At 33.4% G+C, this 15,668-nt stretch carries 15 protein-coding genes and 1 pseudogene; 15 read left to right on the top strand and 1 reads right to left on the bottom strand.

Annotated features, from left to right (window positions below):
- Nucleotides 1–933: 933 nt before the first annotated feature.
- Nucleotides 934–1,248 (bottom strand): annotated as a pseudogene (locus HMPREF2818_RS10380) (transposase); the annotation flags it as partial.
- Between HMPREF2818_RS10380 and HMPREF2818_RS08965 the strand changes: the two are divergent.
- From HMPREF2818_RS08965 to HMPREF2818_RS08895, 15 genes are all read left to right on the top strand, one after another.
- Nucleotides 1,198–1,467, top strand: a complete 270-nt coding sequence (locus HMPREF2818_RS08965) for a hypothetical protein (RefSeq protein ID WP_000254085.1) — start codon at nt 1,198–1,200, stop codon at nt 1,465–1,467. The pseudogene HMPREF2818_RS10380 and the gene HMPREF2818_RS08965 sit on opposite strands and share 51 nt — an antisense overlap.
- A 60-nt stretch (nt 1,468–1,527) precedes the next feature.
- Nucleotides 1,528–2,679 carry a serine hydrolase domain-containing protein gene (locus HMPREF2818_RS08960; RefSeq protein WP_000251785.1) on the top strand — a complete coding sequence of 384 codons (1,152 nt, stop codon included), beginning with the start codon at nt 1,528–1,530 and terminating at the stop codon, nt 2,677–2,679.
- 199 nt (nt 2,680–2,878) lie between these two features.
- Nucleotides 2,879–3,871 carry an ABC transporter ATP-binding protein gene (locus HMPREF2818_RS08955; protein ID WP_000061733.1) on the top strand — a complete coding sequence of 331 codons (993 nt, stop codon included), beginning with the start codon at nt 2,879–2,881 and terminating at the stop codon, nt 3,869–3,871.
- A 2-nt stretch (nt 3,872–3,873) separates the two neighbouring features.
- Complete coding sequence (locus HMPREF2818_RS08950) at nt 3,874–4,692, top strand: ABC transporter permease (RefSeq protein WP_001080088.1); 819 nt, start codon at nt 3,874–3,876, stop codon at nt 4,690–4,692.
- 1 nt (nt 4,693) lies between these two features.
- The gene (locus HMPREF2818_RS08945) at nt 4,694–5,479 is read left to right on the top strand and encodes an ABC transporter permease (RefSeq protein WP_000170567.1); all 786 of its coding nucleotides are present in this window, start codon (nt 4,694–4,696) and stop codon (nt 5,477–5,479) included.
- Nucleotides 5,480–6,103: 624 nt separating this feature from the next.
- Nucleotides 6,104–6,409, top strand: a complete 306-nt coding sequence (locus HMPREF2818_RS08940) for a hypothetical protein (RefSeq protein ID WP_000533775.1) — start codon at nt 6,104–6,106, stop codon at nt 6,407–6,409.
- Nucleotides 6,409–7,257, top strand: coding sequence for a hypothetical protein (locus tag HMPREF2818_RS08935; protein ID WP_000859501.1), 849 nt, complete (start codon nt 6,409–6,411; stop codon nt 7,255–7,257). The genes HMPREF2818_RS08940 and HMPREF2818_RS08935 overlap by 1 nt, the downstream gene beginning before the upstream one ends.
- Complete coding sequence (gene fabG, locus HMPREF2818_RS08930) at nt 7,254–7,976, top strand: 3-oxoacyl-ACP reductase FabG (protein WP_000861302.1); 723 nt, start codon at nt 7,254–7,256, stop codon at nt 7,974–7,976. The genes HMPREF2818_RS08935 and fabG overlap by 4 nt, the downstream gene beginning before the upstream one ends.
- A complete protein-coding gene (locus HMPREF2818_RS08925; RefSeq protein ID WP_000611493.1) occupies nt 7,969–8,274 on the top strand; it encodes a phosphopantetheine-binding protein in 306 nt (101 codons plus the stop codon). Before fabG ends, HMPREF2818_RS08925 begins: the two co-directional genes overlap by 8 nt.
- Entirely contained in the window at nt 8,258–8,734 is a 477-nt protein-coding gene (fabZ, locus tag HMPREF2818_RS08920) for a 3-hydroxyacyl-ACP dehydratase FabZ (protein WP_000164166.1), read from the top strand. The genes HMPREF2818_RS08925 and fabZ overlap by 17 nt, the downstream gene beginning before the upstream one ends.
- A complete protein-coding gene (locus tag HMPREF2818_RS08915) occupies nt 8,724–9,653 on the top strand; it encodes an ABC transporter ATP-binding protein (protein ID WP_000403526.1) in 930 nt (309 codons plus the stop codon). The genes fabZ and HMPREF2818_RS08915 overlap by 11 nt, the downstream gene beginning before the upstream one ends.
- Complete coding sequence (locus HMPREF2818_RS08910) at nt 9,646–10,524, top strand: ABC transporter permease (protein WP_000462410.1); 879 nt, start codon at nt 9,646–9,648, stop codon at nt 10,522–10,524. Before HMPREF2818_RS08915 ends, HMPREF2818_RS08910 begins: the two co-directional genes overlap by 8 nt.
- A complete protein-coding gene (locus tag HMPREF2818_RS08905) occupies nt 10,521–12,524 on the top strand; it encodes a hypothetical protein (protein WP_000650746.1) in 2,004 nt (667 codons plus the stop codon). Before HMPREF2818_RS08910 ends, HMPREF2818_RS08905 begins: the two co-directional genes overlap by 4 nt.
- On the top strand, nt 12,521–13,474 hold the full coding sequence (locus HMPREF2818_RS08900) for an aminomethyltransferase family protein (RefSeq protein ID WP_001092618.1): 954 nt from the start codon (nt 12,521–12,523) through the stop codon (nt 13,472–13,474). The genes HMPREF2818_RS08905 and HMPREF2818_RS08900 overlap by 4 nt, the downstream gene beginning before the upstream one ends.
- The gene (locus HMPREF2818_RS08895; RefSeq protein WP_000118216.1) at nt 13,471–15,666 is read left to right on the top strand and encodes a beta-ketoacyl-[acyl-carrier-protein] synthase family protein; all 2,196 of its coding nucleotides are present in this window, start codon (nt 13,471–13,473) and stop codon (nt 15,664–15,666) included. Before HMPREF2818_RS08900 ends, HMPREF2818_RS08895 begins: the two co-directional genes overlap by 4 nt.
- Nucleotides 15,667–15,668: the final 2 nt, after the last annotated feature.

The following is a 15,668-nucleotide window of genomic DNA, read 5'->3' as shown; positions in this document are numbered from 1 at the left end:
AATAGATAGTCCAGTTAGAGAAGCGTTGATTATAAGTGATAAGGATTTTCAAAAATTAAAACAAGAGCTATTATTTTAACCGACTTATTTTAAAGACTTATCATATCTAGGCTTGCTTGATGATTCGGAAAAATACGGAGACTATACTATTTCAAGGAAAAGATACAAAAGTTTCGAATCAAGTCTTCAACTATACATCCTTCAAAGTCATCGGCTAGAGATTTGGAATTATGAACCAATCCCTTTGATTACTAGAAAAATAAATAGCTTGGAGAGGCTAACGTGACACTGGTTGATCCAATCTCGCTTTATTTAACACTAAGAATGATGAAGACCCTCGTATTGAAGAAGAAGTTGAGCAGCTAGAAGATAAGATTTTGAGAATATAATCGTTTTTTCGTGCTACACTAACTTGTCAGGGTTGCAACAGACAAAAAAATAATTTAGGAGGGATTCGTTATGCGTACAAAGTATATAGGATATGAAATTGTTTTAAGGGGTGGTTATTAATATGGATAAGAAAAAGGTTGTTTCAACTATCGTATCTACAGGGTTTCTTATAGTTTCAATATCAAATTTTTTTAGAGAGCTATCACCTATACTTTTTCTCTTGAATATTATTGGATTTTTCTGCTTCCTATTATTATTTTCTGCCAACATAAATAAATTGTTCTTAAAACGATAGCCGTTATATAGGATATGGTATGTATGCATTTGGTGAAATTATAGGTAAAACGAATGGAATAGTACTTACTCCTCAAAGCTATCGTGAGAGATATAAAAGGATATCGAGGAGTCACTAGATAGTTGGATCTCATTGAAAAAATTTGTTTAAAGTATCTCATATAAGCATAAAACGAGGAATCAATCAAAATTTCTTGATTGATTCCTTGTTTTTTGGCTCTTTGTCAACTGTAGTGGGTTGATGAAAAATTATATTCTGGAGAAAACCAAATTGGTTTTCTCCTTTTTGATATTCAAAGTGATATGAATTCTCTTTTTAAAATATTCAAAGTTTCTAAAGCTAAATGTTTGTGCTTGATGATTTTGATGAGATTATTGGTTGCTCAAGTTTGGTGTTTGAATAAGGCGATTCAAGGACATTGATAACCTTATCTCTGTCTTTAAAAAATGTCCTAAAAACAGTTTAAAAGATTGGAGTGACACTAGAGAAAGTGTTTTAAACAGGGTAAAGAAATGGTGAGCTTGCTTCTCTTGAAAGTAAAGCAGGAGGAGTTGATAGAGTTTCATAATGTTTTTTATAGAGAAGCGATATCTTCTTATCTTGAAACAGAAAATTTTGAGAAGGCTAAAGTGACTGAAGAGAATTACCAAGTTTTTTTAGGAATCCGTACTTATCAGAAGAGTTATAACTATCAAGATCATAGTGAGAATCTAAAAGGAAATATTGAGGTAGCAATGATAGGAGTTGAAAATAATATTAGCGACGAACATATTTTTTGCTAGAATATATAAAATGTCTTTGAAATAATTTAGCCCTGTGTTATGATATTAAGGAGGTTATTTATGGTACGTAAATTTTTAAAATCGCTCCTATCTCTCTTTCTTATAGCAGTAATCGCCACCGGTATTTCAGTGGCATGTTTCTTTTTTATTCCAGAAAATAAAGGGAATATTACACCGATTTTATTGCATCGCTTTATGCGAAAAAATAATGTTAATGGAATGATGATTGTTAGCGATAATACTGGTAAACCGATTACCATCTCGCATGGGATTAACCGTGGGGAAGTTGAAACGGATATTGAAAATAATAAATTATTTCCAATGGCTTCTCTCCAAAAACTCATGACAGGAATTATTATCCAAAGATTAATTGATCAAGATGTCTTGAGTGAAGACGACCGATTGTCTCAGTTCTTTCCCCAAGTAAAAGGTAGTAATAGTATTACCATCCACCAATTGTTGACCCATACGAGTGGGTTAAGAGAAAAAGGTGTTAAGGTGTCTCCTTATCTAAAAAATGAGAGAGAACAATTACAATTTTGCTTAAAACACTATAACTTTGTTAATAAGAAATCGTGGTATTATTCTAATATCAACTTTAGTTTCCTAACAGGTATAGCCACTCAAGTTACGGGAAGGACCTACGCTGAACTTGTTGATGATGTGATAAAAAATCCTTTGCGATTAGATGATATCCAAAGTTACCAATCAGTTGTTAATCATGACTTAGTTAGCCCAATGCGAAAGAACGGCAAGTTAAATAAAATTAATATCTTTAATCAAGTATCCACAGCATATGGAGCTGGAGATTTTTTCACAACTCCGCTGAACTTTTGGGTGTTGATGCGGTCTTTTTCTAAAGGGTACTTTTTCCCAACGGATGAATATACCAAACATCAAAATGATGCGATATCACATTATTATGGTGGGCTTTACATGCATGGTCGTATAGTTAATTCTAATGGGGCCTTTTTCCAGTATTCAAGTTTTGGTTATGCAGATCTAAAGACGCATGATACAATGGTGCTTTTTATGAATAACAAAGTCTATAGTGATGCTAGTCACGTGGCACCAAAAGCATTTGAATATTATCAAAAATTTATGTTCCTTAATAAGATTTTCCACTTAGTCTTTTACTTTGTATTTTCTTTCTTTTTAATGCTTTTAATACGTCATTCGTTTAGGAAAAGAAGGTATAAGAAACGTCACTAAATCACATGAATAAAAAAGAAGGCTAAGTTGGCCTTCTTTTTTATTCAATATTAAGCAGTAACACCATCTAAGAAAACGTTTGCATTGAATTTTTAATTGTGCTATAATAAATAGCTGTTAATCATTATTATAGTTTAATAATCTAACTGTCGAGCTGATTTAAGCTATAAAAATACTGTTGAGTAAAAGAGGTATTAATATGTCAATGATTGAAGTTTCTCACCTTCAGAAAAATTTTATAAAAACCGTTAAAGCACCAGGGTTAAAAGGAGCATTTCAATCATTTCTTCGTCCTGAAAAACACACCTTTGAAGCTGTTAAAGATTTAACATTTGATGTGCCTAAAGGACAAATTTTGGGATTTATTGGAGCGAACGGTGCAGGAAAATCTACAACAATTAAAATGTTAACTGGGATTTTAAAACCAACTTCGGGCTTTTGCCGTATTGATGGCAAATTGCCACAAGAAAACCGACAAAATTATGTTAAGGATATTGGAGTCGTTTTTGGGCAACGTACGCAGTTGTGGTGGGATTTAGCTCTACAAGAAACCTATACAGTGTTAAAAGAAATCTATGACGTTCCTGATAAAGAATTTCGCAAACGCATGGCTTTTTTAAATGAGGTTTTGGAACTAAATGACTTTATAAAGGATCCTGTTAGAACTTTGTCTCTCGGACAGCGTATGAGAGCGGATATCGCAGCTTCTTTATTACATAACCCAAAGGTTCTTTTCTTAGATGAACCCACCATTGGCTTGGACGTTTCAGTGAAAGATAATATCCGACGTGCAATCACACAAATTAATCAAGAAGAAGAGACAACGATTTTACTAACGACACATGACCTCAGTGATATTGAACAACTTTGTCATCGTATTTTTATGATTGATAGAGGACAAGAAATATTTGATGGCACAGTTTCTCAGCTAAAAGAGACATTTGGAAAGATGAAAACTCTTTCTTTTGATTTGCGCCCAGGACAAGAGCATATCAGCTCTAGTTTAATTGGAAAGTCGGAGATTAATATTAAACGTAATGACTTAGTTTTAGATATTCAGTATGATAGTTCTCGCTACCAAACTGCTGACATAATTCAGCAGACATTAGCAGATTTTTCTGTACGTGACCTTAAAATGACAGATGCGGATATTGAAGATATCATTCGTCGCTTCTATAGAAAGGAGCTATAAGGATGAACAGAATTTGGAGACGTTATAAACCTTTTATTAGTACAGGAATCCAAGGATTAATCACATATCGTGTTGATTTCATCCTTTATAGGATAGGTGATGTGATAGGAGCATTTGTTGCATTTTATCTATGGAAAGCAGTTTTCGATTCCTCAAGTCAATCCTTAATCCAAGGTTTTCAGCTGTCAGATATGATTCTCTATATTATTATGAGTTTTGTGACTAATTTATTAACAAGAACTGATAGTTCATTTATGATAGGTGACGAAGTAAAAGACGGTTCAATTATTATGCGACTCTTACGTCCAGTTCATTTTGCTGCTTCCTACCTTTTCATGGAGATTGGTTCTAGATGGCTCATCTTTTTAAGTATAGGGGTACCGTTTTTGCTTGTTATTACGGGGGTACGCCTCTTCTTGGGGACTGATTTGATTCAAGCTATAGTGTTAGTGGTATTTTATATTATTAGCATTATTTTAGCTTTTTTGATTAACTTCTTTTTTAATATTTGTTTTGGCTTCTCGGCATTTGTTTTTAAAAATTTATGGGGGTCAAACCTGTTAAAAAATTCGTTAGTCGCATTTATGTCGGGGAGCTTGATTCCTCTTACTTTTTTTCCGAAAATCGTTGCTGATATTTTAGGATTTTTACCATTTTCATCTTTAATTTACACACCAGTAATGATTATTATTGGTAAATATGATGGCAGTCAAATTGTGCAAGCCTTACTTTTACAAATATTTTGGCTAATAGTAATGGTAGCTTTATCTCAATTAATATGGAAAAAAGTACAGTCGCATATCACTATCCAAGGAGGTTGAGATGACAAAATATCAGCGAATGCACTTTATTTTTATTAAACAATACATGAAGCAAATCATGGAGTATAAAATAGACTTTTTTGTAGGCGTTTTAGGAGTATTGTTAACACAAGGGCTAAATCTTTTATTTCTGAATGTTCTTTTTCAACATATCCCTTCTTTAGAAGGATGGACTTTTCAGCAAATAGCTTTTATTTATGGTTTTTCTCTCCTCCCAAAAGGAATTGATCACCTTTTCTTTGATAACTTGTGGGCTCTTGGTCAAAGGCTTATTCGAAAAGGAGAATTTGATAAGTATTTAACCAGGCCTATCAGTCCTTTATTTCATGTCCTAGTTGAAACCTTTCAAGTAGATGCATTGGGGGAGTTATTGGTTGGTTTTATTCTGTTATCTACCACAGTATCTAGTATAAGCTGGACCGTGCCAAAAGTATTATTATTTATATTTATTATCCCCTTTGCAACTTTGATTTATACCTCCTTGAAGATTGCTACGTCAAGTATCGCTTTTTGGACCAAACAATCTGGTGCTGTTATCTATATTTTTTATATGTTTAATGACTTTGCTAAGTATCCTGTCGCAATATATAATAATCTATTGCGTTGGATCATTAGTTTTGTCATTCCATTTGCTTTTACAGCTTATTATCCCGCTGCTTACTTCTTACAAGATAGAAATGTCTATTTTAATATTGGTGGGGTTATCTTGATTTCCTTGATTTCTTTTATGGTATCACTAATACTTTGGCATAAAGGAGTAGAAGTATATGAGAGTGCGGGTTCTTGATTAGTAAGGCAAGCCATTAATTTTTTTGAGTGTTTAGAAGTTTTAGGCTTACTAACTTAGCTTTGTTAGTGATGATATACTCCCCTTATAGTGTCTAGTGAATTTTTGTTTTTTTACTGTCCACTATAAGGGGAGTATATCAGGTGAAGAGGGACTATTAGTGTTGAGAATAATGTCCCTCATAGAACAATAATTACCATATCTTTACCAAAATAAAGTTAAAAACGCTCTTAGATGTGCTTTCTAAGAGCGTTTTTTGGTCTATAAAAGGTAAGCAAAAAGCAGATGTCATTTATGAAAGTGTTGACAAAGATGAAATACTTTGTTACTATTTTAACATAATAATGATATTTTAATTAGAGTGTGAATTTATAATTAATTTTTATAATGTTTATTTTAAATTTAAACTAATGTTTATAGCAGTGTTTTACTCATGATTTTGTGAATTCAACACTTAAGTCATGACCTCATTTTAAAGAGTTTCAGACGACACAGAAAGGAAGAAAACATAAGAAAGGCAATGCACGGCTTGTCCATAGTAGTGTTTGAAGTAGATGTTTAGAAATATTTTATTTTCCAACAGTACTGATATCAGAGCGAAGATGATTAGTTGAAGGTGATAATATTGGACGTTCTAATATTTTGAGTAGGTGTGAACAATGTTCTGATAATCAATGTGGCTTGTATAAAACGCGGCTTAAAGACAAGTTACTATTAGTAGTCCAACTGGTTGGAAATATTAGGTATTCTGAGTTTCTTACGGAAGGTGGTGTATATCATAAGGGAGAAACCTTGTTGGAAGTTATAACCTTAGGAATTTCTTATGAATATAAAAGTTATGGGGATATCAAAGTAATCAAGAAGTACTGTGCTGATGGCAGTGTCGTTGATTATAACATGCCAATACTATTAATGGAAAGGATTGAATAATGAAAACAGTAATAATATATGGAGGACAGGGTAATGTTCAGTCAAAACACCTTTGTCAACTAGTTAAAACTCCAAAAGGTGAAATTCTTTTTTCAAAGTTACAAGCAACTGATTTAGAATCATATCAGTTAATGATGGATGTCATTAACCACAAGGTAAGTTTAGACAATGTTCATGCGTCTATGTTAGCAAATTTTTTATATAATGATTGGCTAACAAACGATGAAAAAATAGTATCTGGGATAGGATTTTCAGCTCATAGCGCCGGTATTTTCAATGTGTTATATGCTAGTGGTAGTACTAGTTTTGAAAACATTATTCACTTTATTAAACGTCGTGCCCAACTTATAGAAAATTGTCATGTGTCTGAAGAGCTTTGGCTTTTGATGGTTGAAAACATTGATATGTTTAGTAAGGATGTTTTAAAAGAACAGTCTGAGAAAGTAAAATTAGCTATTATTACTGATGATAGAGCTGGTGTAATTGCTATGGATCAAGTCAACCGTTCTTTCTTTGATGACGTGATGACTAACAAAGGTTATTTTTATAAATTAAAGCAGTTAGGCGTAAAAGCACCATATCATACTGATTTTTTAAATGAATCTAAAGAGCAGTATAAACAATTGATTGAAAGCCTAGATATTTCGCAAAATGATGACTATGACTATATTTTTCATTGTGATCAATTGGTAGATGAAATTTTATATCAGTGGACCAATCTCTTTAACTGGCGTGCGATTAAGGAAACTATCATAGAAAAGGATGCGGAGATTATTGATATTTCTCCTAATAGGTTTATTTCTAGTCAGTTGCAAAAAATGAAAAAGAGGGGGAGGAAACAGTTATGAAAGTAGCAATAGTTACTGGTGGTACCAGAGGAATTGGAAGGGCTATTACAAAAGAGTTATACAAAGAAGGTTACAAAGTCATTGCTATTTATAATAGCAATGATGCTAAGGCAAGAGCTTTACAAGAGGAGTTACCAAAATTAGACGTTTATAAATGCAATATTTCAGATGCAAAAGCAGTACAAAAATTGGTGACTAAAATTTTTAGAGAATATGGCGGTATTGATTGTTTAGTTAATAATGCTGGTATTGTTAGAGATGGCTTTTTCTTGATGATGTCTGAGGAAAAATGGATGGATGTCATTAACATAAATATTATGGGGCTAGTTAACATGAGTAAAGCCGTGTTAAAAATCATGAAGGCTAAGCGTATACAGGGAAAGGTTATCAATATTTCTTCAACTAGTGGTATAGCAGGGCAGATAGGGCAAGCGAACTATTCAGCAACGAAAGGCGCTATCATTTCCATTACTAAAACTCTAGCGAAAGAATTTGCATCAGATGGTATTACGATTAATTGTGTAAGTCCAGGATTCATTGAAACAGATATGACAAATGAATTGCAAAATAAAGAAGAGCTAAAAGAGCATCTTATTCCTCTAAAAAGGTTTGGACAACCTGAAGAGGTGGCTTGGCTCGTAAGCTTTTTAGCAAGTGAGAAGGCAAACTATATTACAGGAAAAAATATTGTGATTGATGGAGGAATGATTAATGATTAACTGGGCTGAAGAACGTAAAATAATAAAAACACGTCAAGAAGTAGTTGATGAAATTAAAGGTATTTTGATTGACTCTTTAATGTTGGATATTGATAAAGATCTGATTATGAATGATCAACCATTATTTGGTCGTGGATTAGAGCTAGACTCTATTGATGCCCTAGAACTGTCAATAGGGATTTCAACAACGTTTGGTGTTGAACTAAATGATGATGATATTTCAATATTATCATCAGTAAATAGACTAGCAGATTTTGTGATTGAAAATAGTGAGGATATAGATGACCAAGCTAAGTAGTGAAGAAATTATAAAAATGTTACCTCATCGCTATCCGTTTCTAATGGTGGATAGAGTGCAGAGTTATAAAAAAGGTATCATTGAATGTCGTAAGAATATTACTATCAACGAACCTTACTTTCAAGGACATTTTCCACAACGTCCTATAGTTCCGGGTGTTTTGATGATTGAGATGGCAGCTCAATCTGCAGCTTTACTTTATATTTTAGATGCACTTGATGGTAGCCTCCCCTCTCTTGATGAATTAACAGCAGAGAAAATAGCAGAAAAAGTAGGTTATTTAGCCAGTGTGAAGAATTTCAAATTCAAGAAAATTGTTACTCCAGGAGACCAGCTAAACATTACATGTAAATCTCAATCAAAATTGGGGCATCTTTTAGAAATTCAAGTCGTTATTAGAGATGAGAATAAAAAAGAGGTTGCCTCAGGAAGGATGTTGGTATCAGAAAATGGAAATTAAACTCAAAAATATTGGAAAAAAATATGGTTCTTTTGAAGCATTGAGAGACATTAATCTCATCTTTGAAGAGGGAAAATTTTATGGCCTTCTTGGACCTAATGGAGCTGGTAAAACAACTTTATTTAACCTTTTAATTCAAAATTTTAAGCAAACGTCAGGCGATATTAAGTGGGAGGTGGATGGAAAACCTCTATCTATTAAAGATTTTTATCGTCACATTGGTATTGTCTTCCAAAGTAATCGCTTAGATGATAATTTAACGGTTGAGGAAAATCTAATTTCTAGAGGTGCTTTGTACGGTTTATCTAAATCACAAGTACGTAATCGCCTTAAAGATCTTCAAACGTATCTAGATATCACAGCAATAAAAAAACAAAAATATGGCAGTTTATCAGGAGGTCAAAAACGAAAAGTTGATATTGCACGCGCCTTGCTGCCACAACCTTCTCTATTATTATTAGATGAACCAACGACTGGTTTAGACCCTCAATCTCGTCGCGATTTATGGGATGCTATCGCACAACTAAATCAACAATCGCAGATGACAGTTGTACTAATTACTCATTATCTTGAAGAAATGTCTGCTTGTGATGTTTTAAATGTTCTTATTGAAGGAAACATTTATTATTCGGGAGATATTAAAAGCTTTATTGAGCAACATTCCACAACAAACTTGAATGTGGTATTGAAACCAGAGAAGTCATTAGACCAACTTTCGATAGCTGATTTTGTTAATAAATGTCAAGTCCTTTCAGAAAGGGAGATAGTATTTAAGGATATTTCTGTTGAGGAAATGATGCAGGTTATCTCAGACAATCAAGATAAATCTATTATTGAGACATTTAATGTTGAATATTCGAACTTAGAGGCGGCGTATCTCAACTTGCTTAGAGAAAAAGAAAGGAAAAACAATGTTTGAACTAATTTCTAGAAATCGTAAAGTTTACACGCGAGATCGGTTAGCGTTTTTCATGTCTTTTTTATCAGTTATTATCTTAATTTTGGTCTATCAGATTTTCTTGGGAAAAATTCAATTAGATGCTATAAAAGCAGCATTGAGGAGTAATACAGTATCCAGTGATACTATTCACATGGTTAATTATTGGCTCATTGCAGGTTTGACGACTATTATTTCAATGACTAGTACATTAGGTGCCTTTGGAGTTATGGTGTCCGACAAAGAAAAAAAATTAAATGAAGATTTTAAGGTCAGTCCTATATCAAATATCAAAATTGAATTGTCCTATGCTATATTTGCCGTTTTATTTGGTATTGTCATGACGATGTTCTCTTGCATCTTTGCTATCGGTATTTTTAACGGCTTTAATTCCTTGCTAGAGTATTCAGCTATGGATTATTTAACTATTTTAGGGATCGTTTCCTTAGGGACTGTTTTATCTGCGGCGATGATTTTACCTATTTTAGCCTTTATTCATACTAGTTCAGCTTTTACGACTCTTAGCACAATTGTAGGGACTTTTATTGGTTTTATTTCAGGAGTATATCTCTCAATTGGCTCGGTAGGAAAAGCATTACAACAGGTTATGACATGGTTTCCATTGACTCAAATCAATTCTCTTTTGAAACAGGTCTTAATGAAGGGTTCTATTGCGAAGGTATTTGACAAAGCCAACGAAGCCACTGTCTCTAACTATAAAGAATCATATGGTGTTGTTTTGCGTAATGCTGATGGAGAAAGGCTGAGTAATCACTTTATGTTGATTTATGTCATTGCCCTCATTCTTATTTTATTGGCAATTCATTTTATTATTAAAAAGGTTAAAAAATGAAAGATGATAATAAATTAAAGATTTCTGAAGCTTCCTTAGAAGATTATTCTGAAGTGGTTCATTTATTTAATAGGAATCATGTTTATCAATTTCCAGACGGTAGGCCTTTAACTGTTGATGACCTTGATTTAACGTTAAAAGTTAAAGAAGTGACACATTTATTTTTACTGAAAAATCATGGTGTTTTGATTGGAACATCAGCTTTCTTTAAATTTATTACCTATGGTTGTTTAGATTGGAATAGTAGCTTTAGTGGTTTTCTTTTAATTGATTCGAAAAGTCGTAGTGGACAGGCAATCACTTATCTATATAAAACTATCTTAAAGAAGATAACAAAACTGAAGTTTTCTAATATCTATACCGAAATCAGTAACTACAATAAACCCTCCTTAGCTTTATCAAAATTGAATGGCTTCAAAGAGTATGATAAGACATATGAAGACATACTGCATTGTCGATCATTGCGTAGTCACCTCCCTAAGATATTGAATACGTTTCGTATTTCGAATTATTATGGTAAAACATACGACATATCAACTTTTCAAATTATGGAGGAAATTGAAAATCCCTTGGAAGAGGAGACAGAAATTAGGACCAAAGTCTCTGATGAAGAAATATTATTTAAAGCAGAAGATAGTGCTTCACTTCCTTATTATTTAAAAATGAGCTTGTTTCAAATGGAAATTGCTAGGTTAGATAACCGTTATGTTTTACAAGTTGACTTTTTATCGGAACAAGTAAAGAGGGTTCGGGTTAAAACTGGAAAATATCACTTGGCAAACTTAACGAGGGCTCACCCTAGCCTAACTTTAAGTCGTTTTGCCAATTATTATTACATTCAAGCAACTGTGGAAACCCTTTATGGTAATATCGATGTTCAACTGGAACGTCGAAAAAAGCATTATAGAGATGCAACTATTTGTCTTAAGAGAACTTTTCAAGGTTATGATTTACTTATCTCTCCAAATGGCAGCCTTATTTTTGAAAAGCAGAAAAGAAAGATACTTGAAGATAGTTTTTTGATTTTTAGCCAACCTTTGGACAAGAAATTAGTTGTAAAAGAAGAAGAAAATCACATTACAATCAAATGTTTCTATCAAGGTGCTTTAATTGAGAAAATCATGACATTTACAAGTGACGAAGAAATCACTTGTGTTTATAAATGTAATCAAAAGGCTAAAGAGATGTTCCCAAAATTATTGAAACAGACTTTCAAGTTACACTGCCAAGAGCAGTTGATTAGAGATAGTGAAGGTTATCTTGTGAATGTTCCAGGAAGTTACCCGATTGAGCATGATGATTTTCTTCGAGCAGATAAGTTTGAAGATAGACAATTCCATTATTACCTCCCGAATGAAGATAAAATGATTTCCTATTCTCCTCCTGGCAAAGCCAGCAATCAAATGCAATTTAGACCCTTATGTCTTATTGATACAGATAGCCTTTCTTTTCCACTGACTTATCATTTTAGGATTTCACAAGCATCATCGGAGGAGGCGTTAATCAATCTAAAAAAACAGCCAATATGGGACAGCAACTACCAAGCGTCAGCAACTGACCTTTTAAAACATATCTCTAACCTAACATTAGAAGAAGAGAAGGATTATGGCATCAAGAGAATGATAGCTAACAGAAAGCATTATCCTAGTCACAAACTGGTTTTAGCCTATAATCAGATTGTTTTGCCTAAGAATGAAATTCCAAGAGACAGTGAATTATATTCTATTTCTTTTGATTATCGAATTAGAGGAAAGTTTGTCCAAATCCGCCAAGGGGAACATGTCAAATATGATAATAAATCCTATGTTTTGGAAAATAGTCAACAATTAGTATTGTATGTAGCTAGCGATGATAAATATATACTAATTTCTGCTAAAAATGGAATATTTTATTCTTACAAAGAGAACAATCATTTAAAAATAAGGTGCATGTTTAAAAGGAACTCACCTTATGCTACAAATGTGAGCATTACAGAATATAGAAAGTGTGAAGAAAAATGAATACTATTTATAATACATTGAGAACAGATAAAGGTTATAAAGTTTATGAGGGGTATTTATATGAAATTACTGGTGAAGAATGTGAAGAAGCCTTAGACCTTGTGATTCCTAAGAATATTGTATTTGCAGATACAGATACTTGTGGCTACACTTTTTTACTCAATGAAGATGGAACAGTTTATGATGATGTGACTTTCTACAAATTTGATGATAAATATTGGTTGGCTAGTCATAAAGCTTTGGATTCTTATTTAGACAACATCAATTTTGACTATACCGTAACAGATATTTCTGACGAGTATAAAATGCTGCAAATTGAAGGAAGATATTCGGGAGAAATTGCTCAGTCATTTTATGAATATGATATTTCAACACTTAATTTTCGTACTTTGATAGAGATGACTTATAAAGGTGAGAAAGGTTATCTTGCTAGATTTGGTTTTTCTGGAGAATTTGGCTATCAATTTTTCCTACCATCTTCTATTTTTGCTACTTTTGTTTCGGATGTCTGTGAAGGTATAGCAGAGTATGGGGATGAACTTGATAGATATTTAAGGTTTGAAGTGGGACAACCCATTACTGATATTTATCAACAAGAAGAATATTCTTTATATGAAATAGGTTATTCTTGGAATCTAGATTTCACAAAGGAAGAATTTAGAGGTCGCGATAGCTTGTTAGAGCACATCAGATCAGCAACAGTTAAAAGTGTTGGATTCTCAACGAAGGAAAAACTCGCTTCAGGAACACCAGTGCTATTTGATGACCAAATTGTTGGAAAGATTTTTTGGATAGCAGACGAGAAAGACTCTTCGGAAAATTACCTAGGTTTGATGATTGTTAACCAAACATATGCTCATTCAGGAGTTACTTTTGTAACAGAAGATGGCCAAATTTTGAAAACACAATCAAGCCCTTATTGTATCCCAGAAAGTTGGAACAAAGAATGAGCGTATATGTTAGTGGAATAGGAATTATTTCTTCTTTGGGAAAGAATTATAGCGAGCATAAACAGCATCTCTTCGACTTAAAAGAAGGAATTTCTAAACATTTATATAAAAATCACGACTCTATTTTAGAATCTTATACAGGAAGCATAACTAGTGACCCAGAGGTTCCTGAGCAATACAAAGATGAGACACGTAATTTTAAATTTGCTTTTACCGCTTTTGAAGAGGCTCTTGCTTCTTCAGGTGTTAATTTAAAAGCTTATCATAATATTGCTGTGTGTTTAGGGACCTCACTTGGGGGAAAGAGTGCTGGTCAAAATGCCTTGTATCAATTTGAAGAAGGAGAGCGTCAAGTAGATGCTAGTTTATTAGAAAAAGCATCTGTTTACCATATTGCTGATGAATTGATGGCTTATCATGATATTGTGGGAGCTTCGTATGTTATTTCAACCGCCTGTTCTGCAAGTAATAATGCCGTAATATTAGGAACACAATTACTTCAAGATGGCGATTGTGATTTAGCTATTTGTGGTGGCTGTGATGAGTTAAGTGATATTTCTTTAGCAGGCTTCACATCACTAGGAGCTATTAATACAGAAATGGCATGTCAGCCCTATTCTTCTGGAAAAGGAATCAATTTGGGTGAGGGCGCTGGTTTTGTTGTTCTTGTCAAAGATCAGTCCTTAGCTAAATATGGAAAAATTATCGGTGGTCTTATTACTTCAGATGGTTATCATATAACAGCACCTAAGCCAACAGGTGAAGGGGCGGCACAGATTGCAAAGCAGCTAGTGACTCAAGCAGGTATTGACTACAGTGAGATTGACTATATTAACGGTCACGGTACAGGTACTCAAGCTAATGATAAAATGGAAAAAAATATGTATGGTAAGTTTTTCCCGACAACGACATTGATCAGCAGTACCAAGGGGCAAACGGGTCATACTCTAGGGGCTGCAGGTATTATCGAATTGATTAATTGTTTAGCGGCAATAGAGGAACAGACTGTACCAGCAACTAAAAATGAGATTGGGATAGAAGGTTTTCCAGAAAATTTTGTCTATCATCAAAAGAGAGAATACCCAATAAGAAATGCTTTAAATTTTTCGTTTGCTTTTGGTGGAAATAATAGTGGTATCTTATTGTCATCTTTAGATTCACCTCTAGAAACATTACCTGCTAGAGAAAATCTTAAAATGGCTATCTTATCATCTGTTGCTTCCATTTCTAAGAATGAATCACTTTCTATAACCTATGAAAAAGTTGCTAGTAATTTCAACGACTTTGAAGCATTACGCTTTAAAGGGGCTAGACCACCCAAAACTGTCAACCCAGCACAATTTAGGAAAATGGATGATTTTTCCAAAATGGTTGCCGTAACAACAGCTCAAGCACTAATAGAAAGCAATATTAATCTAAAAAAACAAGATACTTCAAAAGTAGGAATTGTATTTACAACACTTTCTGGACCAGTTGAGGTTGTTGAAGGTATTGAAAAGCAAATCACAACAGAAGGATATGCACATGTTTCTGCTTCACGATTCCCGTTTACAGTAATGAATGCAGCAGCTGGTATGCTTTCTATCATTTTTAAAATAACAGGTCCTTTATCTGTCATTTCGACAAATAGTGGAGCGCTTGATGGTATACAATATGCCAAGGAAATGATGCGTAACGATAATCTAGACTATGTGATTCTTGTTTCTGCTAATCAGTGGACAGACATGAGTTTTATGTGGTGGCAACAATTAAACTATGATAGTCAAATGTTTGTCGGTTCTGATTATTGTTCAGCACAAGTCCTCTCTCGTCAAGCATTGGATAATTCTCCTATAATATTAGGTAGTAAACAATTAAAATATAGCCATAAAACATTCACAGATGTGATGACTATTTTTGATGCTGCGCTTCAAAATTTATTATCAGACTTAGGACTAACCATAAAAGATATCAAAGGTTTCGTTTGGAATGAGCGGAAGAAGGCAGTTAGTTCAGATTATGATTTCTTAGCGAACTTGTCTGAGTATTATAATATGCCAAACCTTGCTTTTGGTCAGTTTGGATTTTCATCTAATGGTGCTGGTGAAGAACTGGACTATACTGTTAATGAAAGTATAGAAAAGGGCTATTATTTAGTCCTATCTTATTCGATCTTTGGTGGTATCTCTTTTGCTATTATTGAAAAAAGGTGATA

Origin of the sequence: Streptococcus sp. HMSC076H09, from assembly GCF_001811765.1 — a bacterium.
In the GTDB taxonomy this organism is placed as follows: domain Bacteria; phylum Bacillota; class Bacilli; order Lactobacillales; family Streptococcaceae; genus Streptococcus; species Streptococcus agalactiae.
Note: the sequence above shows the minus strand (reverse complement) of the source record. Positions and strands in the feature narration are given on the sequence as shown.